This window comes from Salinarimonas soli (assembly GCF_008386575.1).
GTDB lineage: Bacteria > Pseudomonadota > Alphaproteobacteria > Rhizobiales > Beijerinckiaceae > Salinarimonas_A > Salinarimonas_A soli.
The window spans coordinates 92,454-115,240 of sequence record NZ_VUOA01000040.1 but is presented as its reverse complement, the minus strand read 5'-3'; the positions used below and the strand labels follow the sequence as shown (position 1 = coordinate 115,240).

24 protein-coding genes and 1 tRNA gene are annotated in these 22,787 nt (G+C 71.5%); 11 read left to right on the top strand and 14 right to left on the bottom strand.

Going from position 1 to position 22,787, the window contains the following annotated elements:
• Positions 1 to 15 precede the first annotated feature (15 nt).
• From cpaB to F0L46_RS21870, 4 genes are all read right to left on the bottom strand, one after another.
• The gene (gene cpaB / locus F0L46_RS21885) at positions 16 to 816 is read right to left on the bottom strand and encodes a Flp pilus assembly protein CpaB (RefSeq protein WP_149821577.1); all 801 of its coding nucleotides are present in this window, start codon (positions 814 to 816) and stop codon (positions 16 to 18) included.
• A 134-nt stretch (positions 817 to 950) separates the two neighbouring features.
• The gene (locus F0L46_RS21880) at positions 951 to 1,454 is read right to left on the bottom strand and encodes an A24 family peptidase (RefSeq protein ID WP_149821574.1); all 504 of its coding nucleotides are present in this window, start codon (positions 1,452 to 1,454) and stop codon (positions 951 to 953) included.
• Between the two features lie 57 nt (positions 1,455 to 1,511).
• Positions 1,512 to 2,468, bottom strand: coding sequence for a phosphatase PAP2 family protein (locus tag F0L46_RS21875; RefSeq protein WP_149821572.1), 957 nt, complete (start codon positions 2,466 to 2,468; stop codon positions 1,512 to 1,514).
• Between the two features lie 159 nt (positions 2,469 to 2,627).
• A complete protein-coding gene (locus F0L46_RS21870; protein ID WP_149821570.1) occupies positions 2,628 to 2,795 on the bottom strand; it encodes a Flp family type IVb pilin in 168 nt (55 codons plus the stop codon).
• A gap of 430 nt (positions 2,796 to 3,225) precedes the next feature.
• On the opposite strand from F0L46_RS21870, the gene F0L46_RS21865 reads away from it, so the two are divergent.
• The 3 genes from F0L46_RS21865 (at position 3,226) to F0L46_RS21855 (ending at position 5,102) form a co-directional block, all read left to right on the top strand.
• Complete coding sequence (locus tag F0L46_RS21865; protein ID WP_149821568.1) at positions 3,226 to 3,684, top strand: pilus assembly protein N-terminal domain-containing protein; 459 nt, start codon at positions 3,226 to 3,228, stop codon at positions 3,682 to 3,684.
• Positions 3,685 to 3,861: 177 nt separating this feature from the next.
• Positions 3,862 to 4,482: a TadE/TadG family type IV pilus assembly protein gene (locus F0L46_RS21860; RefSeq protein ID WP_188312086.1), complete on the top strand. Its 621-nt coding sequence runs from the start codon at positions 3,862 to 3,864 to the stop codon at positions 4,480 to 4,482.
• Positions 4,483 to 4,499: 17 nt separating this feature from the next.
• Positions 4,500 to 5,102, top strand: a complete 603-nt coding sequence (locus tag F0L46_RS21855) for a TadE/TadG family type IV pilus assembly protein (RefSeq protein WP_188312085.1) — start codon at positions 4,500 to 4,502, stop codon at positions 5,100 to 5,102.
• 136 nt (positions 5,103 to 5,238) lie between these two features.
• On the opposite strand, the gene F0L46_RS21850 is transcribed toward F0L46_RS21855, so the two are convergent.
• From F0L46_RS21850 to F0L46_RS21830, 5 genes are all read right to left on the bottom strand, one after another.
• Positions 5,239 to 5,730 (bottom strand): retropepsin-like aspartic protease family protein, encoded by a 492-nt coding sequence (locus F0L46_RS21850; protein ID WP_149821562.1) that lies wholly within the window; start codon positions 5,728 to 5,730, stop codon positions 5,239 to 5,241.
• A 139-nt stretch (positions 5,731 to 5,869) separates the two neighbouring features.
• A complete protein-coding gene (locus F0L46_RS21845) occupies positions 5,870 to 6,808 on the bottom strand; it encodes a 2-dehydro-3-deoxygalactonokinase (RefSeq protein WP_149821560.1) in 939 nt (312 codons plus the stop codon).
• A 144-nt stretch (positions 6,809 to 6,952) separates the two neighbouring features.
• Positions 6,953 to 7,582: a uracil phosphoribosyltransferase gene (gene upp, locus F0L46_RS21840; RefSeq protein ID WP_149821558.1), complete on the bottom strand. Its 630-nt coding sequence runs from the start codon at positions 7,580 to 7,582 to the stop codon at positions 6,953 to 6,955.
• 380 nt (positions 7,583 to 7,962) lie between these two features.
• Complete coding sequence (locus tag F0L46_RS21835) at positions 7,963 to 9,198, bottom strand: URC4/urg3 family protein (RefSeq protein WP_240540099.1); 1,236 nt, start codon at positions 9,196 to 9,198, stop codon at positions 7,963 to 7,965.
• 339 nt (positions 9,199 to 9,537) lie between these two features.
• Positions 9,538 to 10,800 carry a GTP cyclohydrolase II gene (locus F0L46_RS21830; RefSeq protein WP_149821556.1) on the bottom strand — a complete coding sequence of 421 codons (1,263 nt, stop codon included), beginning with the start codon at positions 10,798 to 10,800 and terminating at the stop codon, positions 9,538 to 9,540.
• Positions 10,801 to 11,036: 236 nt separating this feature from the next.
• Between F0L46_RS21830 and F0L46_RS21825 the strand changes: the two genes are divergently transcribed.
• Complete coding sequence (locus tag F0L46_RS21825; RefSeq protein ID WP_149821554.1) at positions 11,037 to 11,993, top strand: hypothetical protein; 957 nt, start codon at positions 11,037 to 11,039, stop codon at positions 11,991 to 11,993.
• A gap of 83 nt (positions 11,994 to 12,076) precedes the next feature.
• A complete protein-coding gene (locus F0L46_RS21820) occupies positions 12,077 to 13,330 on the top strand; it encodes an aminopeptidase (RefSeq protein WP_149821552.1) in 1,254 nt (417 codons plus the stop codon).
• A gap of 164 nt (positions 13,331 to 13,494) precedes the next feature.
• On the opposite strand, the gene argE is transcribed toward F0L46_RS21820, so the two are convergent.
• Together argE and apaG are read right to left on the bottom strand one after the other, a co-directional pair.
• Positions 13,495 to 14,661, bottom strand: a complete 1,167-nt coding sequence (argE, locus tag F0L46_RS21815; RefSeq protein WP_438646702.1) for an acetylornithine deacetylase — start codon at positions 14,659 to 14,661, stop codon at positions 13,495 to 13,497.
• A 2-nt stretch (positions 14,662 to 14,663) separates the two neighbouring features.
• On the bottom strand, positions 14,664 to 15,056 hold the full coding sequence (gene apaG / locus F0L46_RS21810; RefSeq protein WP_149821550.1) for a Co2+/Mg2+ efflux facilitator ApaG/CorD: 393 nt from the start codon (positions 15,054 to 15,056) through the stop codon (positions 14,664 to 14,666).
• 86 nt (positions 15,057 to 15,142) lie between these two features.
• Here apaG and F0L46_RS21805 point away from each other — a divergent pair, with 86 nt between their 5' ends.
• The 4 genes from F0L46_RS21805 (at position 15,143) to F0L46_RS21790 (ending at position 17,783) form a co-directional block, all read left to right on the top strand.
• A complete protein-coding gene (locus F0L46_RS21805) occupies positions 15,143 to 15,775 on the top strand; it encodes a CDP-alcohol phosphatidyltransferase family protein (RefSeq protein ID WP_149821548.1) in 633 nt (210 codons plus the stop codon).
• A gap of 146 nt (positions 15,776 to 15,921) precedes the next feature.
• Positions 15,922 to 16,401, top strand: coding sequence for a hypothetical protein (locus F0L46_RS21800; protein ID WP_149821546.1), 480 nt, complete (start codon positions 15,922 to 15,924; stop codon positions 16,399 to 16,401).
• A 104-nt stretch (positions 16,402 to 16,505) separates the two neighbouring features.
• Entirely contained in the window at positions 16,506 to 17,597 is a 1,092-nt protein-coding gene (locus F0L46_RS21795) for a 2'-deoxycytidine 5'-triphosphate deaminase (RefSeq protein WP_149821544.1), read from the top strand.
• Between the two features lie 111 nt (positions 17,598 to 17,708).
• A tRNA-Gly gene (locus F0L46_RS21790) sits at positions 17,709 to 17,783 on the top strand.
• Between the two features lie 42 nt (positions 17,784 to 17,825).
• Here the strand turns inward: F0L46_RS21790 and F0L46_RS21785 are convergent.
• Entirely contained in the window at positions 17,826 to 18,824 is a 999-nt protein-coding gene (locus tag F0L46_RS21785) for a beta-1,6-N-acetylglucosaminyltransferase (protein ID WP_188312084.1), read from the bottom strand.
• Between the two features lie 189 nt (positions 18,825 to 19,013).
• On the opposite strand from F0L46_RS21785, the gene F0L46_RS21780 reads away from it, so the two are divergent.
• Positions 19,014 to 19,316, top strand: coding sequence for a SemiSWEET family sugar transporter (locus F0L46_RS21780; RefSeq protein WP_240540112.1), 303 nt, complete (start codon positions 19,014 to 19,016; stop codon positions 19,314 to 19,316).
• 70 nt (positions 19,317 to 19,386) lie between these two features.
• Positions 19,387 to 20,955, top strand: a complete 1,569-nt coding sequence (locus tag F0L46_RS21775) for a hypothetical protein (protein WP_149821538.1) — start codon at positions 19,387 to 19,389, stop codon at positions 20,953 to 20,955.
• An 84-nt stretch (positions 20,956 to 21,039) separates the two neighbouring features.
• On the opposite strand, the gene F0L46_RS21770 is transcribed toward F0L46_RS21775, so the two are convergent.
• The gene (locus tag F0L46_RS21770; RefSeq protein WP_149821536.1) at positions 21,040 to 21,285 is read right to left on the bottom strand and encodes a YMGG-like glycine zipper-containing protein; all 246 of its coding nucleotides are present in this window, start codon (positions 21,283 to 21,285) and stop codon (positions 21,040 to 21,042) included.
• Positions 21,286 to 21,367: 82 nt separating this feature from the next.
• Positions 21,368 to 22,534, bottom strand: coding sequence for a glycosyltransferase family 87 protein (locus F0L46_RS21765; protein ID WP_149821534.1), 1,167 nt, complete (start codon positions 22,532 to 22,534; stop codon positions 21,368 to 21,370).
• Positions 22,535 to 22,787 lie beyond the last annotated feature (253 nt).

Here is a 22,787-nt window from a genome sequence, read left to right as displayed (position 1 = left end):
TGGCAGGCATGGCGGTCACCGCTTGGGGGTCTGCTTCGACACGCCGTAGCGCACGACCGTGAGGCCGCTCTCGCTGCGCTCGTCGCGGACGGCGGCTTCGGTCTGGTGGGCGTCGGTGAGGCTGCGCAGGGCGAGGGAGAGCTGCCCCACCTTCTGCCCGAGGGTCACGAGCTCGACCTGCGCCGGCGTCAGCTCGAGGGTCGCCGTCTCGCCGGTGACCACCTTCTCGCCGTTGCGCTCCTGCACCGTCTGCCCGATGGCGAGGACCCGGATGTTGGAGAGGATGGTCTCGGACACATGCACGTCCGAGCCGCCGGAGCGGGAGGATTCGTCGTCGCGGAAGGTGCGGATCACGTCGACGCGGTCGTTGGGCAGGATGAAGCCGCCCGCCGAGGTGGCGCCGCGGGTGTCGATCGTGATGGCGACCGCGCGCATCCCGGAGGGCAGGATCGCCGACATGAAGCCGCTGCCGTCGGCCCGGATGAGCTTCTCGCGCCGGATGGGCTCGCCGCTGAGGAAGGCCTGGCGGGCGATGGATCCGGCGGTCTCGTCGAGGGCGCCGGGCGCGGCGGCGCGGGTGACGAACCCGCTCGGCACCGCGTCGGCGGGCCAGGCCTGCCAGCGAAGGTCCGCCGGCCGCAGCGTCTGCCCCATCGGCAGGTCCGCGGCCGCGACGAGCACGTCCTCGGTCCGCATGGCCGGCGCGGGCTCGGCCTGGGCGACGGGCTGGGACGGCTGGCCGCCCATCATGAGCACGGCGGCGCCGGCGGCGGCGGCCATCGCGCAGCCCAGAACGGCGAGACGAGCAGGTTTCATGCGAGGCATCCGGTCGCGACAAAGAACTGTCGGGACACGACCCTGCCCTGCGAATCGTCAAAACATGGTTAATCAGTCGTGGCGCCGGGCCGGAACGGGCCCGATGGGCGGATCCCCGGGCCCGATCCCGGCTCTCAGAGGCCGAGACCCGCGCGCCAGACCGGCGATTCCGGATAGACGAGAAGGGCCGCGCCCGCGAGGGCGATGCCGTAGGGGATGCCCGTCTTACGGTCGTGAAGCCGCGTGAGCCATGTCCAGCCCAGCGCGAAGGCGGGCAGCGGGACGCCGCGCATGGCGAGCAGTCCCAGCGTCAGGGCGCCGCCTGCCACCGCCGTGACGAGCAGGTAGTCGAGCAGGGGATCGAAGCCGAGCCACAGCGCGGTCACGGCCGCGAGCTTGGCGTCGCCGCCGCCCATCCAGCCGGCCGCGAACATGCCGAAGCACGCCACGAGCACGAGCGCCCCCGCAGCCAGGTGCATCGGCACGTCCTTGATGGGCACGAAGCCGAGCAGGACGAGCGCCGCGAAGCCCGCCACGAGGGCGAGCGAGATCCGGTTCGGGATCGTCATCGTGAGAAGGTCGCTTGCCGCCGCGTAGGCCATGAGGGCGGGAAACAGCAGCAGGATCGGGGCGTTCATCGCAGGTTTCCTTGCGGGGCGGGCCCTGTCCTAGCAGGGGTAGATTGCCGAAGCGTTTCAGCCGGTCGCCGGTGCCGTCCCGACGAAGCCGGACGCGGCCTCGCGCCGGCCCTCGCCATCGACGATGCGGCATGCGAGCGCCCAGCCGGCCAGGGCCAGCGCGGCGCCGGCGATCACGTCGACGAGGTAGTGGCTGCCCTCGATGGGGATGGCGACGAGCATGAGGCCGTTCAGGACCGCGCCGATCCAGCGCAGGTAGGGCACCGGGCGGAAGGCCAGCAGGAGCAGCACGGCGCACACCGTGTGGAAGCTCGGGAAGGTCACGAGCCCCTGCGCTCCCGAGAGGTCGACCATGCGCATGCGCCCCTCGCGCAACGCCGTGGCCTGCTCCTGAAACTCCAGCGGCACGGCGAGGACGATATTGGGATGGTCCGCCGGGCTGAGCCCGAGATGGACCAGAGGGCTCAGGGCCGGCATGAGGGCCGCCACCGATACGGTCGCGAGCGCCGCGAGACCGTAGGCGAGCAGATAGGTGTCGAGGTGACGCTCCCGGCCGAGCGCCGCCAGGACCGCCACGGCGATCACGAGCTGGGGCAGCATGGAATGGTAGGCGAGCACGAGCGCATGATGGAGGGCCGGGTTGGCGTCGAGCACCGAGAGCCAGAAGCGCCAGTCGAAGCCGAGCGCCTCGTCCCAGGCCTGGAACGTGCCGTCCCACAGCGGCATCGCCAGCGTGGCGCCGCTATAGGACAGGGCGCCGATCATGATGGTGAGGAGGAGAAGCTCGGCCATGCCGCGCGCCAGGCGGGCGATCCGCGGGTCCGGCCGGGCATGGGAATAGAAGGCGTCCAGCCCCAGCAGGAGGACCGCGATGAGGACGACGACCGCGAGGTCCGGGCCCTTCAGCCCGATACCGGCAAGAACCCAGATCCCGACGCTCGCGGCCGAGGCGAAACCGATGAAGCTCCACAACGCCAGGGCGGAGCGACTACCCGATTGGGCCCGCGACATCATGGAAAAGCCTGCGCCCTTGGTGTCATAGGCGTTGGTGGGGCCTGAAAACCCGGTTAGGGGTCAAAAAATGGGTCCCGCCGGCGGATGCCGGCGAGACCTTGCGAGACCTAGACCTAGGTCCACCCCAGGGCGGGGTAGCCCCGCCTTGAGAGCTTAGGGTCAGGTCTTGATGTTCGAGGCGACCTTCTGGAACACGGCCGAGACGTTCCCACCCAGCGTCGTGAGCGCGGTGATGATCACGACGGCGATCAGCGAGGCGATCAGGCCGTACTCGATGGCGGTCGCGCCGGACTCGTCCTTAACGAAGCGGTTCATCAGGGTCTTCATGGATAGGCTCCTTGCCACGTTGGTTCTCAACCGTCCGGTCGACTGCTCGTCGTGGCAGTTTCGCCGGAACCGAGGTCGACCATAGAAGCCGACTGTTTCGACAAGGTTAAAACCGAACGCCGCAACGCAAACGCGGCGATCGATGCTTCCGATGGTTAACGCATCCTGGATGAAACTCTTGAACCTGCGGTCCTCGGCGAGGGCGTTTTCTGAAACATCTCGAAGTATTGATTGAATGACGACTTGTTAAACTGCGATATAAGCCGCCGCGGAACGGAGGTCCGCAAAGCTAACCGGCATCCGGGCGCCCTCGGACGATCGACGAGGGCTGGCATCCCGATCGGTCTTCGGGGTCCGTTAGGCCTTCCTTCACCAATCTGCGCTGGAATGCACCCGTCCAGCGTCCCACCCCATCAAGGTTTCGGCTTCGATGCGCCTTGCACTGCTCGCCTCGATCGGACTTCTCGCCGGCCTCGCCGCGCCGGCGCTCGCCGATCCGGCCGCCAAGGCCCGGGAAACCGTCTCCGTGCAGATCGACCACGCCCGCGTGATCAAGCTGCCGGAGCGGACCCAGACGGTGATCGTCGGCAACCCGATCATCGCGGACGTCACCGTCCAGCGGAACGGGGTCCTCATCCTCACGGGCAAGAGCTACGGGGTGACGAACCTGATCGCCCTCGACAACGCCGGCACCATGCTGGCCGAGTCGATGATCAGCGTGCAGGCGCCCGTGGATTCCGTCGTGGTGGTCCAGCGCGGGCTCGAGCGGGAATCCTATTCGTGCACGCCCAATTGCCAGCCCTCGATCCTGCTCGGCGATTCGGGCAGGTACTTCAGCGAGACCGCCGGCCAGGCCCAGGCGCGCAACTCGACGGCGACGAGCCGCTGACCCCGCAAGGCGCCGCGCTCGTCCGGGCCGCAGCGGTGAACGAATCCTTGACGCCCCCGCGACCGGGCTCGGCAGCCCTCTAACCGTCCGGAAATCTTTCCGCGCTACACGGGGGTTGCAACGTCGCCGGCCGCCATCCGGCATCACGCTCCCAAGGGAGCCATGGATCCGTCCGCCATGCCCGCAGCCCCTCCCGATCCCACGCCGCCCCCCTCCCCGCCCCGGCACGTCCGGCGCACGCTCCTGAGGCGGTTTCGCCGGGACGCGAACGGCGTCACGGCGGTGGAATTTTCCCTTGTCGCGATGCCCTTCTTCGCGATCCTGTTCTCGATCCTCGAGGTGTCCCTCGCCTTCTGGACGTCCCAGGTCATGGAGTCGATGATCGCGGACGCCTCGCGCCAGATCTACACGGGGCAGTTCCAGCTCCAGGCGTCGAACCAAGGCAAGTCCGCCGCGCAGCTCGCGGAGGCCTTCAAGGATATGATCTGCGGAACGGAGGTCAAGGACGGCCAGAAGGTCAACCGCCTCCCGCTGTTCGACTGCCACGGCAAGCTGAAGATCGACGTGCGCTCCTACTCGGCCTTCCCCGGGGCGATCACGCCGCCCGTCACGAACGGGGCGCTCGACACCAGCAGCTTCACCTACCAGAACAGCCAGCCGAACGAGATCGTCGTGGTGCGGGCGGCCCTCGAATATCCGGTCTTCGTGTCCCTGCTCAACACGAACCAGGGCAATCTCGCCAACGGCAACCGTCTCCTCATGGCGACCGCAACCTTCCGCAACGAGCCCTACCAATGAGCGCGCCGAGGTTCCCCATGCGCCCCGTCGCCGCGTCGAAGAACGCCCTGGGCCGGCTCGCGGCCTTCGTCCGGAGCCGGGGCGGCGTCGCGGCCGTCGAGTTCGCCCTCGTGCTGCCGTTCATGATGGTGCTCTATTTCGGCATGGTCGAGGTCACGAACGGGGTCAGTGCCGACCGCAAGCTCACCCTCCTGTCCCGCAGCCTCGCGGACTTGACGGGCCGCGGCACGACGATCAGCGACACCGAGATGAACAGCATCTTCGCGGCGGCCGCAGCGGTCATGTACCCGTTCGACGGCTCGAAGGTCCAGATGAGGGTCACCTCCATCGTCGTGCGCAAGATCTCCGACACCGTGGTCGAGGGCCGGGTCTGCTGGAGCGACGCCCGAGGCGGCGCCACGGCCTTGACGCGCAACGCCGTCGTGGACGTGCCGGAGGGCTTCCGCACGGCCAACACCTCCTACGTGGTGGCCGATGCCACGATGGATTACAAACCCATGGTCGGCTACGTGATCACCGGCACCCTGACCCTCTCCGAAACGACCCCCTGGCCGGTTCGCAACGTGAGCGAGGTCGTGCGCGCGGGCTCGACCGCCTGCCTCACGAGCCCGACCACCTGAGAGCTCGGGGGCGCAGCCGCCCAGGATCGGGACATTTCTCACAGGGGCGGCGCATTCCCGGGGCGCCCCGTGACACGGGGCCCTCGCGCATCCGCATGGTGGGCCACCGCGCAGCCGGGGCGCGGCGCCGTGATCCTCAGCCCCGCAGGGTGAGGCGGCCGCCCGAGACCTCGAAGCCCTTGAGGCGGCGCAGGAAGGCCATCCCGAGCAGGCTCACGCCCATGCTCCCGGGGGGCATCACCACGGCTTCCACGTCCCGCACCACGATGTCGCCGACGCTCATCTCCCGGACGCGCACCGCCCGCGCCACGACGACGCCGTTGGCGGTGGACAGGGTCCTGACGGGGTCGCCCGGGCCGGGCCGGATCCCCGCCTTTCCGGCATCCTCCGCGGTGAGCGCGACGAAGCTTGCCCCCGTGTCGACGAGCATGCGCAGCCGGGCGCTGCCGATGGTCGGGTGGACGATGTAGTGCCCGCGAAGGTCCGACGCGATCACGAGAAGCCGCTCGCCCGTGCCCGCGACCGAAGCCGGCGCGACCGCTCCCGGCGGGCCGTTCGAGACGAACTGCCCCGCCGAGAGAGCCGCGACGCCGAAGACCCCGAGGGCCCAGACGATGGGACGCGTCATGACCGCACCTTGCGCTGGCGGATGGTGAGGCCTCCATCTCGGGGCCGACGCCTTGCGGAATGCTGAACGCGCGCCGCGCTCCCCGCGCCAGGGTTGATGGAGGCTTGCGGCGACCGGAACGATTTGTCCCGCGGTCTGCTCAGCCCTGCGCGAGGATGAGGCCGAGGCCCGCGATCAGGGCCTCCTCGGGAGACTTGATCCGCGCCTCGATGCCGCGGCGCGCCAGGGCCCGCACATAGAGATCGGCACGGGGCGAGCCTGCCACGATCGTCATGGCCTCCGGCGCGGGAAAGAGCGAGAGCGCGCCGTTGATCTCGTCGCCCGTGAGCAGGCCCGACAGGTAGGGTCCGAGCTGCGCCGGCGGCAGGCGGCCCGTGACCGTGGCGGCACGGGCGCCGAAGAGGAGGTGGAGGAGACCGGCGCGGCGCGCGCGCGGCGCCTCGATCCCGGCGGAGCGCAGAACCGGCTCCGCCTCGCCCGCGTTGCGCCCGGCGGCGTCGAGGCCCAGATCGAAGCCCGCCGGATCCTCGGGCTCGGTGGCGGGCCGCCCCACCATGGAATGGTTGCGGAACAGGTCGTAGGCCTCGCCCGTGAGATAGGTGGCGAAGCGGTGGATGCGTCCGCCGCGCATCTCGACCCATTTGGGATGGGTGCCCGGCAGGCACACGAGGCCGTCGGCGACGCCCGCGCCGAGCGCGAGGGTCTCCTCGCCGCGCATCACGTCCACGGCGCCGGGCTCCACCTCGCAGACCGCGCCGGGCACGATCCGGCCCATGCGCCCGCCGCCGAGATCCACGGGGATGAGCGCGCGGGCGATGTCGGCGGGCCCCGCCGGGCAGGGGGCGTAGGGGGCAACGGTCCAGCCCTCGCGGCTGCCCACCATGCCCACCAGCGCCACGGGGGCGTCGGGATAGGCCTCGAGCCAGGGGCCGCAATGGCGGCGGAACACCCCTGGGTGATCGCCGCCCTTGAGCGCGCTCACGCCCTCGTCGGCCGAGACGCGTCCGGTGATCGCGCCGTCCTCCACGAGGAAGCCGCGAAAGCGGGTGGTGCCCCAGTCGACGAGGATGAAGCGCATGGCGGGTCTCGTGTCAGCCGTGTCGGGGGTGAACGCCGGACCCCCTAGAGTATGTCCCGGAGAAGTGGAAACCGGTTCTCCGGGACATACGACAAATCAGGAATCTAGGGTCTGTCCGGCGTTTCCATGAACGTCGGACAGACCCTAGCGCGTGCCGTACATGCGGTCGCCCGCGTCGCCGAGGCCTGGCACGATGTAGCCGTGGTCGTTGAGGTGCTCGTCGATGGCGGCGGTCCAGATCGGCACGTCCGGGTGCGCGCCGCGCATCCGGTCGATGCCCTCGGGCGCCGCGAGCAGGCACACGAAGCGCATGTCGCGCGCGCCGCGCTCCTTCAGCCGGTCCACGGCGGCCACCGCCGAATTGGCGGTGGCGAGCATGGGATCGAGAACGAGGACGAGGCGGTCGGCGAGGTCGGAGGGGGCCTTGAAATAATACTCCACCGCCTGGAGCGTCTCGGGGTCGCGGTAGAGGCCGATATGGGCGACGCGGGCGGAGGGCACGAGGGTGAGCATGCCGTCGAGGAAGCCCACGCCCGCGCGCAGGATCGGGGCCAGCACGAGCTTCTTGCCGGCGATCTGGGGCGCCTGCATCGTGGCGACGGGCGTGTCGATCTCCACGGGCTCCAGGGGAAGATCGCGCGTCACCTCGTAGGCGAGCAGCATGCCGACCTCGTTGAGGAGCTGGCGGAAGCCCTTCGTGGAGCGCTTCTTGTCGCGCATGAGGGTCAGCTTGTGCTGCACCAGCGGGTGATCGACGACGGTGACGCCTTCCATGCGAGAGCCCCGGTTCCTGTTGTGGCTGCGATTGGCGCGACCCTAGACCAGGTGGCGGGCCGACGGGAAGCGGGAGGCCAGTGTTTTGCGCAGGCAGGCCCAATCTGCGTTGGGCTCTCTCCGGACCCGCTGCCTCGCCCTGTCCTGGAAGGGTGACAATTTCTGGAGGCAGCCGCTGGCGCGGCTTACCCCACCCCTGCCCCTCCCCTGAGGTCAGGCAGTCGCGAGGCGGCGCGCCCTCTCTCCCCTCAGGGGAGAGTGTCGGCTTCAAGCCGACGAGCGGGGTACCGCGCCACAGCGCGGGCGGCTCGACGTTTCCTCCGGGCTCCGGTCCGGACCCGCTGGAACGGCCAACTCGTCTGCCGCTCCCCTGCGAGGGATCAAAACACCGTCCCGTCCGAGATCACCTGGAGCGGCGGCGCGCCGCCGGGACGGCGGGCGCGGGCGAGGCGGCGGCCGGTGGCCCAGGTGCCGCCCTCCAGCACCTTGGCGAGCGGCAGTGCGGCGGCGTCGAGGCCCAGCCGGGCGCGCACCACCTCCGCCAGCCGATCGAGGAGCGCCACGGTGAGCGCCCGCCATTCCACCACGAGCGGCGAGCCCACCTCGTGGGGGCGGCCTGCATCCGCCTCGTCCTTGAGGCGCAGCACGCCCGTATCGAGGAAGAGGCCGCCGTTGCGGTACTCGGGCAGCCCCGTCAGCCCGTCGACGTCGGTGACCGTGAGGCCGACCCATTCCAGGGGCTCGATCAGTGAATAGGCGAGCCATTGCGAGAGCTTGTGGAAGGGCACGAGCCCCGCCGTCTGGCCCTCGCCGGGGCCCATGGGGTGGCGCCAAGTGTCGCCGAGATCGACGCCGTCCACCGTGAGGCGCCCCGGCCAGATCGGGCCCAGATGGGTGAGGAGCGCATCGAGGATGCGCGGCGCCGGCACCGTGCCGTCCACCGCCTCCCCGGCCAGCACGTCGAAGAGGCCGCCGGGCCGGGGCAGGTCGCCGCGCCCGAACGTGTCGGGGTCGTTGCTCACGGCTTGGCCCAGCCGGTTGAGGAGCGCCGCGCGGCCCTCCAAGCCGACGAGCGGGTTCCCCGGCCCCACCTGGAAGCCCGCCGCGAGCTCGTCGGCCGTCAGCGCGGCCAGCGCCGCCGCGTCCGCCCGGAACGGGTCGGCGGGATCGGACGAGAACGCGCCGCCGATGAACATGTCGAAGCTCGCCACCGCGAGCCCCTCGGAGCGGGCATAGGTCTCGCCCGTGCGCCCCTCCTCGTAGGCCCAGTCCGCGCCCGCGCCCGCATCCAGCAGCACGCTCACGATGGCGAGGTCATAGGCCGCCCGGCCCATCTTGAGCCCGTCGTCGCCGAAGGGCTCGGCCTGCATCAGCGTGCCCCAGCGGTCGAACCCGCCCGCCGCGAAATGCCGCCAGCGGGCATGGAAGGGGATGTCGAGGTCGGGATAGCTCTCGCGGGTGGTGGCGATCACCTCGTCGGCGCAGGCCGAAAGCCGGTCGAGATCCACGGAGAAATGGGAGAGGCGCCCGGCGAGGCCGAGGTCGAGCATGGCATGCGCCCGCTCGCGCACGGCGGCGGCGGAGAGGAGGGCTCGGGCGGGTGTGGGGCCGGTCAAAGGGCGCTCCGTGTCGATCTCCCCTCTCCCATGGGGAGAGGGCCGGGGGTGAGGGGGTACCACGCCGGGAGGCTCGCTCCCACCCCGCTGATCTCAATCACCCCCTCATGCTGAGGATCCCGCGAAGCGGGCGTCTCGAAGCACGCTCCAGGGATCACGGGCGGTGATGGAGGGCGCCCGCCATCAGCCGCGTGGACCGCTGGACCTCGTCCTTCGAGACGCCGCCTGCGGCGGCTCCTCAGGATGAGGGGCCTGGGTGGAAGAACGGGGGTGGGAGATCCCTGGTTGCTGGTGGTAGCCCCCCGCCCCCGGCCCCTCTCTCCTGGGAGAGGGGAGGCGTCAGAACTTCTCCAGGTCCCGCCCCTTCACGGCGGCGAGGCCGTCGGCGTCGGGCGCGCCGTCGGGGGTGTAGTATCCTGCCGCCTTCTTCGCCTCGATCTCCACCGAGGCGTCGGGGGGCACCAGCTCCGGCGGGATCGGGACGCGCTCGACGATCTCGATGCCTGATTCCGTCAGGGCGTCGTGCTTCATGTTGGACATGGACATCAGCCGATCGATGCGGCGGATGCCGAGCCAGTGCAGCACGTCGGGCATGAGCTGCTGGAAGCGGGCGTCCTGGACGCCGGCCACGCATTCGGTGCGCTCGAAATAAGTGGAGGCCTGGTCGCCGCCCTCCTGGCGCTTGCGGGCGTTGTAGACGAGGAACTTCGTCACCTCGCCGAGCGCCCGGCCCTCCTTGCGGTTGTAGACGATCACGCCCGCGCCGCCCGTCTGCGCCTCCCGCACGCATTCCTCGATGCCGTGCATGAGGTAGGGCCGGCAGGTGCAGATGTCGGAGCCGAACACGTCCGAGCCGTTGCACTCGTCGTGCACCCGGCAGGCGATGCGCCGCTTGTCGTCGGTGAGCGCCGCGACATCGCCCATGATGTAGACCGTGGCCCCGCCGATGGGGGGCAGGAACACGTTCATGTCGGGGCGGGTGACGAGCTCGGGATACATGCCGCCCGTCTGCTCGAAGAGCGTGCGCCGCAGGACCGAGTCGGACACGCCGAAGCGTTGCGCGATGCCCGGCAGGTGCCAGACGGGATCGACCGCGACCTTCGTCACCGAGATGTCGCCGGAGGCGTGCAGCACGGTGCCGTCGGGGCTCAGGCGCTTGGCCCCCATGGCGGCAAGGATCTCGGGCACGTTGAGCCGCGCCTTGGTGACCGCGATGGTCGGGCGGATGTCGACCCCGCTCGCGATCTCCTCGGCGAACACCTCGCCCGCCATGTGGCCCCAGGGATCGAGAGAGACGATCCGGTCCGGGTCGAACCAGGAGGGGTGCGGGCCGATGCCGGCGGTCGGGTGCGTGTTGGTGAGGTCGGGGCGGGCGAGGGGGTTCATGGCCCGGGCCGAGATGGCGAGGGCGCGATAGAGCGAGTAGGCGCCGCCATGGGCGCCGATCACGTTGCGGTCGGCGGGATTGGTCACCGACCCGATGACGGGGCCGCGCTCCTTCGGGGTCGCCGCGCCCCACCGCAAGGGGAAACGGTGCGTGGAGGTGCCGGGCTCGGGGTGGGAGGTGAGCCGGATATGGGTCGTGCGGTTGGGCGTGGTCATGACGCTCCTCGGGCCCCAAAGACGAAGGCTCCCCGCGACGGCAAAGCCCGGAGAGCCCGTTCCCTGAATAGTTTCAAGAGCCTGCGGGAAAACGCCTGCGTCGTCAACCAAGCCCTCCGGTGCGGCCCGACGCAACAATCGCCGCCGCGGCGGCATCGGCCTGCAACGGGGGCGTGGGATCAGGGTACGCAAGCGGCGCCCAGCCCGGCGTCGCCCCTCAGCGACGGAACTCCCCCATGCCCCCATCGGCCGAGACCACCCCCCGCGGCGCGCGCATCGGCGCGGGCGTCATGGCGGCCCTTTTTCTCCTAGTCGGCGGCCTCGGCCTCATGGCGGGCCTGTCGGGCGTGAGGATCCTGCTCGCCACCCCGGCGCGGCTTCAGGACGGGTGCGTCGCCCTCCTCATGGGCGTGCTCTTCACCGCCGCCGGCTTCGGCCCGCTCTGGTTCCGCTGGCGCGTCGTCGACGTGGACGAGCGCCGGCAGCGGGAGGCGGGCGAACGCCATCCGGGCCAGCCCTGGATGCTGCGGCCCGATTGGGCGGCCCGCCGGGTGGTGCACAGCCATGCGGGGATCGCCGCGTTCCTCTGGCTCTTCTGCGGCGGCTGGTGGGCGGGGCTCGCCTTCATCGGCACGGTCAACCACGCCAAGATCCTCGCCGAGATCGGCGCTCATCCGGGGATGGCCCTCGTCGGGCTCCTCTTCCCTCTGGTGGGCCTCGTCGCCCTCCATCTCGCGGTCCGGACCACCCTGCTCTGGCTTCGCTTCGGACGCTCGGTCCTCGCCATCGACACCCTGCCGGCGTGGCCCGGCGGAGCGTTCAGGGGCAGGGTTCGCACCCGCATGCCAGCGGCGCTCCAGGGCCCGCTGGAGGCCGAGCTGCAATGCCACTCGGTGCGGTGGGTCACCCGGCGGATGCGGTCCAACGACGGCATCCGAACGGAGACGCGCTGCGAGACGACGCTGCTCTGGGCCGGAGCCACCCTGATCCCGGGGAACTGCGTCATGCCGGCCCGCTCCGGCGCCGTAATCCCGGTCGAGGTGGCGATCCCCGCCGATCGCCCCCCCACCACCATGGGCCCCTCGGGCGGCGACGGGATCGAGTGGACCTTGCACCTGCGCGCCACCGACCCCCGCGACCCACCCTACGCCGCGAGCTTTCCCATCCCGGTCTATCACCGTGGGGGCTTTTGAGGCGGCGGGTGCGCCCTCAAAAGGGGTTCCGGCGCAGGACGGTCTGCGTTAGCTCTCTTGCCCCCGAGACCGGAGGAACGCGCATGACCGTCCAATCCCTGCCCGACGCCCGATCCCACGAGGCGCGCCTCGACCGGCTGGCCGAGATCGCGGTGCGGGTGGGCCTGGGCCTCGCGCCGGGGCAGGAGCTCGTGATCACGGCGCCGATCGAGGGCGTGGGACTGGCGCGCCTCGTGACCGAGCACGCCTACCGGGCCGGCGCGTCCCTCGTCACCACCCTGTTCGAGGACGAGGAGAGCACGCTGCTGCGCTACCGCCATGCCCCCGACGAGAGCTTCGACAAGGTGAATGCCTGGCTCTACGAGGGGATGGCGGCGGCCTACCGCTCGGGCGCGGCGCGGCTTGCCATCCGCGGCAGCAACCCGGCCCTGCTCGCCGAGCAGGATCCCGCGAAGGTCGCCCGCGCCAACCGCGCCATGGCCCGCGCCTACCGCCCGGCCCTCGACCTCATCACGCAATACACGATCAACTGGTCCATCGTGCCCTTCGCGAGCCCCGCCTGGGCGCGGGCGATGTTCCCCGACGAGCCCGAGGGCGTCGCCGTGGCGCGCCTGTGGGACGCGATCTTCGCCTCCGCCCGGGTCGACGCCAGCGATCCCGTGGCGGCCTGGGAGGCGCATAACCGCGAGCTCCAGACCCGCGCGGGCCTCCTCAACGCCAAGGCCTATGCCGCCCTGCGCTTTCGCGGGCCGGGCACGGACCTCACCGTGGGGCTCTCAGACGGGCACGAATGGCTCGGCGGCTCGACGCGGGCGCAGAACGGCCTCGTGTGCAACCCCAACATCCCCACCGAGGAGGTCTTCACCACCCCCCACAAGGACCGGGTGGACGGCCATGTCAGCAGCACCAAGCCCCTGTCCTATCAGGGCACCCTGATCCAGGACATCCGGGTGCGCTTCGAGGGTGGGCGGATCGTGGAGGCGCAGGCCCGCACGGGCGAGGCGGTGCTGCGCAAGGTGCTGGAGACGGACGAGGGCGCGGCGCGGCTCGGCGAGGTGGCGCTGGTGCCCTTCTCCTCGCCGATCTCGAAGAGCGGGCTCCTGTTCTACAACACCCTCTTCGACGAGAACGCCGCGAGCCACATCGCGCTGGGCCAGGCCTATGCGAGCTGCATCCGCGGCGGCACCGACATGAGCGCCGACGAGCTCGCCGGCCGCGGCGCGAACACGAGCCTCATCCACATCGACTGGATGATCGGCTCGGACCAGGTGGACGTGGACGGCATCACCGGCGAGGGCTCGAGCGAGCCCGTGATGCGCGGAGGCGAGTGGGTCTGAGAGCCCGGGTGCCCTCTCTCCCCCCCTCATGCTGAGGAGGCCTGCCGAGCAGGCCGTCTCGAAGCACGCAGCACGTTCGTGAGCCGGAGGGACATCCCTGGAGCGCCCTTCGCGGCCCGCCTCCGGCGGGCACCTCAGGACAAGGGGGAGGGCAAGCCAGCCCCTCAGCCCCGGGTGCAATCCTCGATCAGCCGCCGCAGGAAGGCCTCGCCCGCGGCGAGCTCGTCGAGGGTGATGTACTCGTCGGGCTGGTGGGCCCGGTCGATGGAGCCGGGGCCGCACAGGATCGTCGGAATACCCGCCGCCTGGAAGTGCCCCGCCTCCGAGCCGTAGGGCACGGTCACGGTGCGGTTGCGGCCGGCGAGGCGCAGGGCGAGGCGCTCGGCGTCGGAGCCCGGCGCGGGCGCGAGCCCCGGCACGGACACCTCGAGCTGCGTCTCGATGCGCCCGCGCTCGCCGAAGCGGTTGAGCCGGGTGCGCGCCACCTCCTCCGACAGGGCGGCGAAGCGCCTGGGGATCTCGTCGGGGTCGAGGCTCGGAAGCCCGCGGAACTCCCAGTGGAACGAGCACAGCTTCGGGACGATGTTGCGCGCCGTCCCGCCCCGGATCGTGCCCACGTGAACCGAGGTGTAGGGCGGATCGAAGCGCCCGGACGGATCGCCCCGCTCCATCATCTCGTCGCCGATCGCGTCGAGGCCCGCCACGAGGGCCGCGGCGGCCGAGACCGCGTTGGCGCCGAGCTCGGGCTTGGAGGAATGCGCCTCGAAGCCGTGCACCACCGTGTCGAAGGTCACCACGCTCTTGTGGGCGTCCGCCACCTCGAGCCCCGTGGGCTCGCCCACGATCACGGCACGGGGCAAGGGCAGGTCGGCGCCGAACCGCCGGATCGTGTCGACGACGCCAAGGCACGTGGTCTCCTCGTCGTAGGAGAGCATGATGTGGATCGGGGTCTTGAGGTCGGCCGCGAGGAGATCCGGCACGAGGGCGAGCGCCAGCGCCCCGAAGCCCTTCATGTCGACGGATCCCCGCCCATAGGCGCGCCCGTCCTCGACCCGCAGCCGGTAGGGGTCGCTCGTCCAGTCCTGCCCCGCCACGGGCACCACGTCCGTGTGCCCCGAGAGCACGACCCCGCCCCGGTCCCCGGGGCCGATCGTCGCGAACAGGGCCGCCTTGGTGCCGTCCGGGTTCGGCACCCGCACGTGCGGCACGCCCCAGGCGGCGAGGTAATCCGCCACGAAATCGATGAGCGCCAGGTTCGAGCGCTGGCTCTCCGTGTCGAAGCCGACGAGCCGGTCCAGCATCGCCAGCGGGGTCAGGCGGGGCGCGCTCACGGTCAATGCACCACCCGCCGGCCGCCGGGAGCGTCGAGGGAGAAGGCGGGGATGTCCGCCTCGAAGCGCTCGCCCGCCGCGGTCTCGACCACGTAATGGCCCACCATGGTGCCGTCCGGGGTCTCCAGGGGGCAGCCGCTCGTGTAGCTGAAGCTCTCGCCGGGGCCGAGCACGGGCTGCTTGCCCACGACGCCCTCGCCCCGCACCTCCTGCACCCGGCCGCGCCCGTCCGTGATGCGCCAGTAGCGGGTCTTGATCTGCACGCGCTCCATGGAGCCGTTGATGATCTCCACCGTGTAGGCGAAGAAGTAGCGGCCCTGGTCGGGCAGCGACTCCTCTTCCATGAAGCGGGGCATCACGGTGACGCTGATGCCGCGAGTGAGAGCCTTGTACATGGGCGCGCTCGTCGGGATGGGGCCCGCCGCGACAGGGGGCTTCCCCTGTGGTATGCCCCGGCCCCCTCCCTCGTCAACGCCGGCCCATGCTCGACGGAATCGTTCGCCGCCTGATCGACCCGCCCCTCGACCGCCTCGGGCGGCGGGCGGCGGATCTGGGGTTGCGGGCCGATGCCGTCACGGTTGCGGGGTTGGGCCTGGGGCTCGCCTGCGCGGGGGCGATCGTGCTGGGCCTCGACGGCGCGGCCCTGCTCCTCCTCGCCCTCAACCGCTTCTGCGACGGGCTCGACGGGGCGCTCGCCCGGGCGACCCGGCGCACGGACCGGGGCGGCTTCCTCGACATCGTCCTCGACTTCGTCTTCTACGGCGCCGTGCCCGCCGCCTTCGCGCTGCGCGACCCGGCCGCGAACGCGGTGCCGGCCGTGATCCTGCTCTTCGCCTTCTACGTCAACGGCGCGAGCTTCCTCGCCTTCGCGGCGGTGGCGGCGAGACGTGGCCTGGAGAGCCGGGCGCGGGGCCTGAAGTCGATCTATTTCACGGCAGGCCTCGCCGAGGGCACGGAGACCATCCTCGCCTTCGCCCTGATGATCCTGTGGCCGGGCGGGTTCGCGGCGATCGCCTACCTGTTTGCGGCCCTCACCCTCATGAGCGCCGCCGCCCGGGTCTGGCTCGCCTGGCGCACGTTCCCCGACGGCAATCCCCCGACGGGCGCTCGTTAACCCCTCATTAACCACGTTGGCGTCAGGTCGACTCCGGCCCGCCGCGGCTTCGCCCGCGCGGTGCCGAGACTTCGACGGATCGCTTTCATCGTTCGATCGGAGGCCGGGCGCCAATTTGATGCGCCACGACGCCTCGGAGGTTTCCCATGACACGACGCTTCACGTTCACCGGCCGCACCCTGGCCACCGCCGGCCTCCTCGCGCTCGCCTGCGCCGCCCCGGCCCTCGCCGAGGACACGAGCGCGCGGGACCGGGCCGAGATGAACGCCGCGATGGGCATCGGCCGGCCCGCCAGCACCGGGCGGCGCGACACGGCGGCCCGGCGCGAGGACGCCGCCGCCAACACCGCGGCCGCGAAGGCGGCGCTCGGCGACGCTAAGCCCGGCTCCGGCTTCGGGCAGGCCGTCTCGGCGGCCGCGCGCTCGGGCCTGGCGGGGATGGGCTTCGGCGCCGCCGTCTCGGGCGCGGCGAGCGGGCGGGGCGGCGACGGAGCCGGCCCGGCGGGCGGGCACGGCGGTGGCCACGGCGGAGGAAATGCCGGCGGCAATGCTGGCGGCAACGGCGGTGGAAACGGCGGCGGCAACGGCGGTGGGGGCGGTGGCGGTGGCGGTGGCGGCCACCGCTGACGTCCTCGCGGGCGACGGGCAGGGGCAGCCGGGCTTGATGCGGCCGGGCTTGGCGCCGCCCGGAGGCTCCGCTACAGCTTGCCCGTCGCCAGATTGAGGTCGCCATGGTCGCGTTGAGGGACGGAATCCAATCGGACGCTACGATCGCGCGCCTTCACGAGGCCGGGATCCTGCGCGCCGCCGCCCCCTTCGCGCCGGACCAGATCCAGCCCGCGAGCCTCGACCTGCGCCTCGGCCGGCGGGCCTGGCGGGTGCGGGCGAGCTTCCTGCCCGGGCGCAACCGCCCGGTCATGGACCGCCTCCAGTCCATCGCGCTCCACGAGATCGACCTCACCCGGGGCGCCGTCCTGGAGACGGGCTGCGTCTACATCGCCGAGCTCCAGGAGGGTCTGGCCCTGCCGCTGGGCCTGATCGCCGCGGCGAACCCGAAGAGCTCCACCGGCCGCATCGACGTGTTCACCCGCGTCATCGCCGACCGGGCGCAGGAATTCGACACCGTGGAGGCAGGCTACGAGGGCCCCCTCTACGCCGAGATCTCGCCTCGCACCTTCCCCGTCCTGGTGCGCACGGGCTCGCGCCTGTCCCAGATGCGCTTTCGCCGCGGCCCCGTGCGCCTCGACGACGACGAGCTGCGCGCGCTCCATGCCCGCGAGCCCGTGGTCACCTCCGCCGAGCCCTCGTTCCAGGAGGGCGTCGCGGTCTCGGTGGATCTCTCGGGCTTCGCCCCCGACGGCCTCGTGGGTTACCGCGCCAAGCGCCATACGGGCCTCGTCGACGTCGACCGGGTGGGCGCCTGCCCCGTGTCGGATTTCTGGGAGCCCATCGCGGGCGGCGGCCGGGGCGAGCTCATCCTCGACCCGGGCCAGTTCTACATCCTGGCCTCCAAGGAATCGGTGCTCGTGCCCCCTGACCACGCGGCCGAGATGGTGCCCTTCGATCCGCTGGTGGGCGAGTTCCGCGTCCACTACGCGGGCTTCTTCGATCCGGGCTTCGGCCACGCCGAGGCCGGGGGCGCGGGGGCCCGGGCGGTGCTCGAGGTGCGATCCCGCGACGTGCCCTTCGTGCTCGAGGACGGGCAGATCGTGGGCCGCCTCGTCTACGAGCGCATGGCCGAGCGCCCGGCCCGCCTCTACGGCGCGGGGGTGGGCTCCAACTACCAGGCGCAGGGCCTCAAGCTGTCGAAGCACTTCGCCTGACCCGCCCCCGTCGGGGCCCCGCGGCCCCGGCATCGGCCCGACAGCGGCGGCCTGGGGCTTGCAGGTTGGGGCTTGCAGGGTGGAGCCGATCGCCGTTATGTATGGAGCCGCGCGGGCGTAGTTCAGAGGTAGAACGTCAGCTTCCCAAGCTGAATGTCGTGGGTTCGATTCCCATCGCCCGCTCCAATCCCCCTTTCGACACCGACGGCGTTCCCCGGGCCATGGCCCTCACTGCATCGCGCCCAGCACCGGCGTCGAGCGGCGCAGCTCGCTGTCGATGCGGTCGAGAAGGCCGGCCGAGCGCACGGGGTCGAACTTGCGCGCGAGGAAGCATTCGGAAGCCCGCAGCGCCTCGAAGTCGCGCTCGTCGAGGATCGCGGGCGCCTCGCGCCGATGGGTGAACTCCTCGCTCCAGTCGACATAGCGCAGGTTGAAGACCTCGTCCGGCAGCATGCGCGCCTTCTCGGTGGGCAGATCGACCCGCTCCCAGGGACGGGTCTCCGCGCGCCAGCGCTCGTACTCGGCCCGCCGGTGCACCCGCTCGGCGAAGGGCGAGTTCATCACCAGCGTGTGGAAGAAGCCCTCGTCGGGAGCGTGCGTGGTGCGGTAGAAGCGGACGACCTCGGGGCGCTCGCGCACGACGCCCAGGATGTGCGACACGCAGGAATGGGTCAGCGTCCACCACGAGGAGCCGCCCCAGGGCTCGAGGCTGGCCGGCATGCTGCGCTTGGGGAAGAAGCGCCGCAGGCGCACGAACGAGGCCCAGAACACCCGGCGTGCCTTGGCCTTTCCGTAGTTGCGGATCGGGATCTGCTCGATGGGGTAGTAGTACTGGACCTTGTGCTGCCACGAGGGCCGGTCCGAGAGCCGCCAGGCGGTCAGGTACTCGGTCTCGTCGCGCGAGAGGATGCGCGCGATCTCGTCGTTCGACTTGATCGGATAGTCGGCGCCGCTGAGCAGGGTGTAGCGGTCGAAGGCATCCGGATGCGCCGCGCCCAGCATGCGCAGGGTCGCCTCGACCTGCGACCAGCCCATCCACGTCACGCGCACGCGATCGATCACCCAATGGATGTCGGGCTTGTCGCCGAGCGCGTCCGTGAACGGCTTCAGGGCCACCGCGGCATCGATGTGGATGAAGAAGCGCGCTCCCTCGCAGCGTAGCGCCTCCACGAGCCGTACGAGCGCCGCCGGATTGTCATGCGCCGCGATCAGGTAAGCGTGCCTCACGAGGCCCCCCATGGCCAGCACGCGGCCGGTTACGACGGGGTAGCGGCCGGGCTCGCTCTAACGTGGCCGTGCGCCGAAAGTTCCAAGGGGCCGTCCGACGCCGCGACATCGCCCGCGCGCGCCGCGCCGAACCAAGGCGTGCGCCTCCGCGTTCCCTCCGGCAACCCGCGGAGACCCGCCTTGGACCTCGTGACGATCATCGGCTCCCTCGCCGCCCTGTGCTCGACCACGAGCTTCGCCCCCCAGGCCTGGCGCATCGTCAAGACCCGCGACACCAGCGCCATCTCGAGCCGGATGTACATGATCACGGTGGTGGGCTTCGCCCTGTGGCTCGTCTACGGGGTGATGAAGACGGAATGGCCCCTCATCGCCACCAACTCCATCTGCCTGGCGCTCTCCGCCTTCATCCTCGTCATGAAGCTGCTGCCCCAGCGCAAGAAGGAGGAGGTGGCGAGCACCCTCGACCCCACCTCGGAGGGGCAGGCGCATTGACGCGGCGCCCGCGGCGCAACCAATCCCCACGGCCACGGTTGTCGCCGATGGGGATCGGGGCACGCATGCGATGACGGCCGAAGCGAGGGAGGGAGCCGGGGTCGCGGCCTTCGTGGCCGTGGGCGCCCTCGTCTGCGCGGCCCTGCTCGTCGCGCCGGGGCAGACGGTGGTGAGCGTCTATGCCAACGACCTCTTCATCTTTCTCGACGGCGCCCATCGCGTCGCCGCGGGCCAGGCGCCCAACCGCGACTTCCACACCGCCCTCGGGCCCCTCGTCTTCTACCTGCCGGCGGCGGGCTACGCGCTGACGGGGAGCCTGGGGCTCGCGATGCCGGCCGCCATGGCCCTCGTCCTCGCGGGGCTCGCGCCGCCCATGGCCTGGATCCTCGGGAGCCGGGTGCGGCCCCTCCTGGCCCTCCCCTTCGCGGCCTTCCTGCTCCTCGTCGTCGCCGTGCCCATGAACCTCGGCGAGGCGGTCTCCGCCCTCTCCTTCGCGATGTTCTACAACCGGATCGGATGGGCGGCGCTGGCCCTCCTCGCCGCGATGGCGCTCACGCCCCGGCAAGCGGTCCAGGGCCGCCTTGCTCTCGACGCCGCGAGCGCGGTCCTCCTCGCGGGCCTTCTCGTCTACACGAAGGCGAGCTACGGGGCGGTGGCCCTGGCGCTGATCGGGCTCCTCCTCGTCTATCCGGCCCACCGGGCGTGGGCCGCCCTCGCGCTCGCCGCGCTCGCCGTCCTGGCCGTGCTCGTCGAGGCCGTCTGGGGCGGGAGCGCCGGTTACATTGACGACCTGCGGACCGCCGGGGCGGTGAGCGGCGCGTTCCGGGGCGGCGTGGTCGATCTCGCCGACGCCGCCATGCGCCATCTGGCGGATGGCGTCCTCGTCGGCCTCCTCGCGATCCTGGCCGTGCGGCGCTCGCCGACCCCGTGGCGCGACGTCCTGTTCTATGGGTTCTGCGCGGGGGCGGGTCTCGCGATCATGATCCAGAACGCCCAGGGCTGGGGCATCCTCACCCTCCATGCCGCGGCCCTGGTCGCAGCCGAGCGCCTGATGAGGGGGGCTCCCGGCGCCTATCTGGAGCGCCCCTGGTCGCCCCGCGCGGGGGCGCCGCTCCTGCTCGTGGCGCTCGTGCTGCCGACGGTGGTCCATTGCGCGGCGGCGCTCGGCCTGCACGCGGCGCTCGCCGCCGAGCGGCCCGTATCGCGCTTCGGCCTGCCGGGCTACGACCGCATCCGCGTCGCCGAGCCGTGGCCCATGAACGATTACGGCTTCTCGGTGCGCTTTCGCGACGGCTTGAGCGAGGGCGCGGAGGCCCTGCGCGGCCTCGATCCAAGCCGCGTCGTCGTGCTCGATTTCGTGAACGCCTTCTCGGCGGGGCTGGGGATCGCGCCGGCGCGGGGCGACAGCTCGTGGCTTCACTGGGGCCGCAACGTCGACGCGGGCCACCACATCCCGCCCGGGGATCTCCTGGCCGATGCGCGGATCGTGCTCGTGCCCAAGCCTGGCATCAACGGGCCGCCCCTCTGGGACATCTACGGCCCGGCCGTGGAGGCGGGGTTCGAGCTCGTGCGGGAGACCGGGTCCTGGCGCGTCTACCGGCGCCGCGAACCCCCTGCGGTGGTGAGCGAGGCGCGCTAGGCCCCGCCCCCTCGGGATCCGGGTCCCCCGGGCCTGAACGTCCTCCCGGGGAAGGGCCCTCGGGCCTGAGGGGATGATCCGTGCTCAGTCCTTGCGCACGATCGGACGGCCGCTCGTCGCGCGCTGGTCGACCACCACGGTGCCGCCGGACGGGCCGGCGACGCCGGGCGAGGTCGCGGCGGCCCCCACCGCGCCGCCGACCACGGCGCCCACGGGACCGCCGACCACGGCACCGGCCGTGGCGCCGACCGCCGTGCCGGCGCTCTGCTGCGGGCTGGCGCACGCGGCGAGCGCGAGGCAGGGAAGGGCGAGAAGGGCAAGTTGACGCATGGTTTCCTCCTGAAACGGGGCCCGGTCGATTGGCCTCGAGCCCGATTCGGCTCTCGCCCCAACGGTTCGCGCCCCCGATGGTTCAGCCGCGGCCCGCGACGGCGGGGGCGGGCGTCGCCCCGGACGCGGCGCCGCGCCGGGTCCCGGCGAGCTCCTCCGCCACGAGAAGCACCGCGAGCAGGACGAGCGTCCAGTTGTAGAGGGAGCCGATGCCGGCCTGGATCCAGGCCGCCTTGCCGAACTGGTGGATGATGAACGGCACAGGGATGACGAGGAAGCCCGCCACGGCGCGGATGGCCAGGCGGTCCCACCGGCGCAGCAGGACCGGCACGAGGAAGAGGGTGTAATGGATCCAGGCCAGGGGCGAGGCGAGGAGCGCGCACACGATCCCGAACTCGCTCGCCCGGATGGCGTCCGGACGTCGGCGCCAGGCCCACAGGGCGGCCCCCGCCAGGATCGCGGCCGACAGGGGCAAGGCCAGCCCCGGCACGCCGAGCCGGGCCGCGAGCCCCGCGAGCGAGGCGTTCGTCAGGAAGGCCGCCCGGTCGCCGTCCGACGCCACGAGCGTGAGCCATTGCCGGTAGATCTCGGGTCCGTAGACGGCCAGCGGCACGGCGCTCACGAGAGCCGCCGTGGCCCCGGCCGCCAGGGCCGGCCGCCGGTGCCCGGCGAGGAAGAGGAGGGCGGGCCAGACGGCGAAGTTCGGCTTCATCGCCACCACGAGCCCGATGAGGATCCCGGCCGCGACCCCGTGGCCGCGCTCGAGCAGGAGCCACGCGACGATCCCGGCGAGCACGAGCGGGATGTAGATCTGGCCCAGGACGAGGGTGTCCCAGAAGCCCGCGAGCCCCAGCATCCACAGGGCGATCACGAGGGAGGACCCGAGGCTGCGCCCGTAGCGCGCGACGACGAGAAGCACCGCGACGGCGTAGAGCACGACCGACAGCCCCCACCAGATCCGGAACGCCCGCGCCGGCTCCGTCCAGTCGAAGGCCTGGAACAGGATCGCCGAGACCGGCGGGTTGAGGTTCGGGTTCCAGGCCTCGAAGCCCGGGAACGAGACATGGAAGGTGAGGGGATGGATGCCGTAGGGGTTGAGCCCCTCGGCCGCAGCCCGGCCCGAGGCCACGAAGGAGCCGAAATCGAGCAGCTCGGCCCCCGGCAGCGACCGGGGCAGCTCGCCCCAGATGGCCCACAGCGCCAGCAGGGCCGGCACCCAGCCCGGGAGGGCGCGCAAGAATCGGACCATCGCTCGAAGACCCCGCGGCAGGAAAAGATCCGTCGATTGGACCCGAAACAACGCGCATGGGCCGGAAAGGATGCCTCAACGGCAACGCTTGCCGGGGTTTTCCACGGATTCCGCCCGGAAATACTTCCTCGGTGTCTGCAACCAACCCGCACCCGGTGACGTTAGAGCCCCGGTGCGCCAAGGGCGAACCGCCGGCCACATGTGGATGACGCTCCGTCTATCCGCTGCCGGGCCCGGCCTGGAGGCCTGCGGG

Coding starts and splice junctions, on each gene's coding strand:
- apaG (WP_149821550.1), bottom strand. CDS start 15,056: ATGTACAAGGCTCTCACTCGCGGCATCAGCGTCACCGTGATGCCCCGC.
- F0L46_RS21870 (WP_149821570.1), bottom strand. CDS start 2,795: ATGAAGACCCTGATGAACCGCTTCGTTAAGGACGAGTCCGGCGCGACC.
- F0L46_RS21830 (WP_149821556.1), bottom strand. CDS start 10,800: ATGACCACGCCCAACCGCACGACCCATATCCGGCTCACCTCCCACCCC.
- F0L46_RS21770 (WP_149821536.1), bottom strand. CDS start 21,285: ATGCGTCAACTTGCCCTTCTCGCCCTTCCCTGCCTCGCGCTCGCCGCG.
- F0L46_RS21765 (WP_149821534.1), bottom strand. CDS start 22,534: ATGGTCCGATTCTTGCGCGCCCTCCCGGGCTGGGTGCCGGCCCTGCTG.
- F0L46_RS21860 (WP_188312086.1), top strand. CDS start 3,862: ATGCCCGCAGCCCCTCCCGATCCCACGCCGCCCCCCTCCCCGCCCCGG.
- F0L46_RS21875 (WP_149821572.1), bottom strand. CDS start 2,468: ATGATGTCGCGGGCCCAATCGGGTAGTCGCTCCGCCCTGGCGTTGTGG.
- F0L46_RS21865 (WP_149821568.1), top strand. CDS start 3,226: ATGCGCCTTGCACTGCTCGCCTCGATCGGACTTCTCGCCGGCCTCGCC.
- F0L46_RS21820 (WP_149821552.1), top strand. CDS start 12,077: ATGACCGTCCAATCCCTGCCCGACGCCCGATCCCACGAGGCGCGCCTC.
- F0L46_RS21800 (WP_149821546.1), top strand. CDS start 15,922: ATGACACGACGCTTCACGTTCACCGGCCGCACCCTGGCCACCGCCGGC.
- F0L46_RS21805 (WP_149821548.1), top strand. CDS start 15,143: ATGCTCGACGGAATCGTTCGCCGCCTGATCGACCCGCCCCTCGACCGC.
- F0L46_RS21850 (WP_149821562.1), bottom strand. CDS start 5,730: ATGACGCGTCCCATCGTCTGGGCCCTCGGGGTCTTCGGCGTCGCGGCT.
- F0L46_RS21825 (WP_149821554.1), top strand. CDS start 11,037: ATGCCCCCATCGGCCGAGACCACCCCCCGCGGCGCGCGCATCGGCGCG.
- F0L46_RS21795 (WP_149821544.1), top strand. CDS start 16,506: ATGGTCGCGTTGAGGGACGGAATCCAATCGGACGCTACGATCGCGCGC.
- F0L46_RS21880 (WP_149821574.1), bottom strand. CDS start 1,454: ATGAACGCCCCGATCCTGCTGCTGTTTCCCGCCCTCATGGCCTACGCG.
- F0L46_RS21775 (WP_149821538.1), top strand. CDS start 19,387: ATGACGGCCGAAGCGAGGGAGGGAGCCGGGGTCGCGGCCTTCGTGGCC.
- cpaB (WP_149821577.1), bottom strand. CDS start 816: ATGAAACCTGCTCGTCTCGCCGTTCTGGGCTGCGCGATGGCCGCCGCC.
- F0L46_RS21845 (WP_149821560.1), bottom strand. CDS start 6,808: ATGCGCTTCATCCTCGTCGACTGGGGCACCACCCGCTTTCGCGGCTTC.
- F0L46_RS21855 (WP_188312085.1), top strand. CDS start 4,500: ATGCGCCCCGTCGCCGCGTCGAAGAACGCCCTGGGCCGGCTCGCGGCC.
- upp (WP_149821558.1), bottom strand. CDS start 7,582: ATGGAAGGCGTCACCGTCGTCGATCACCCGCTGGTGCAGCACAAGCTG.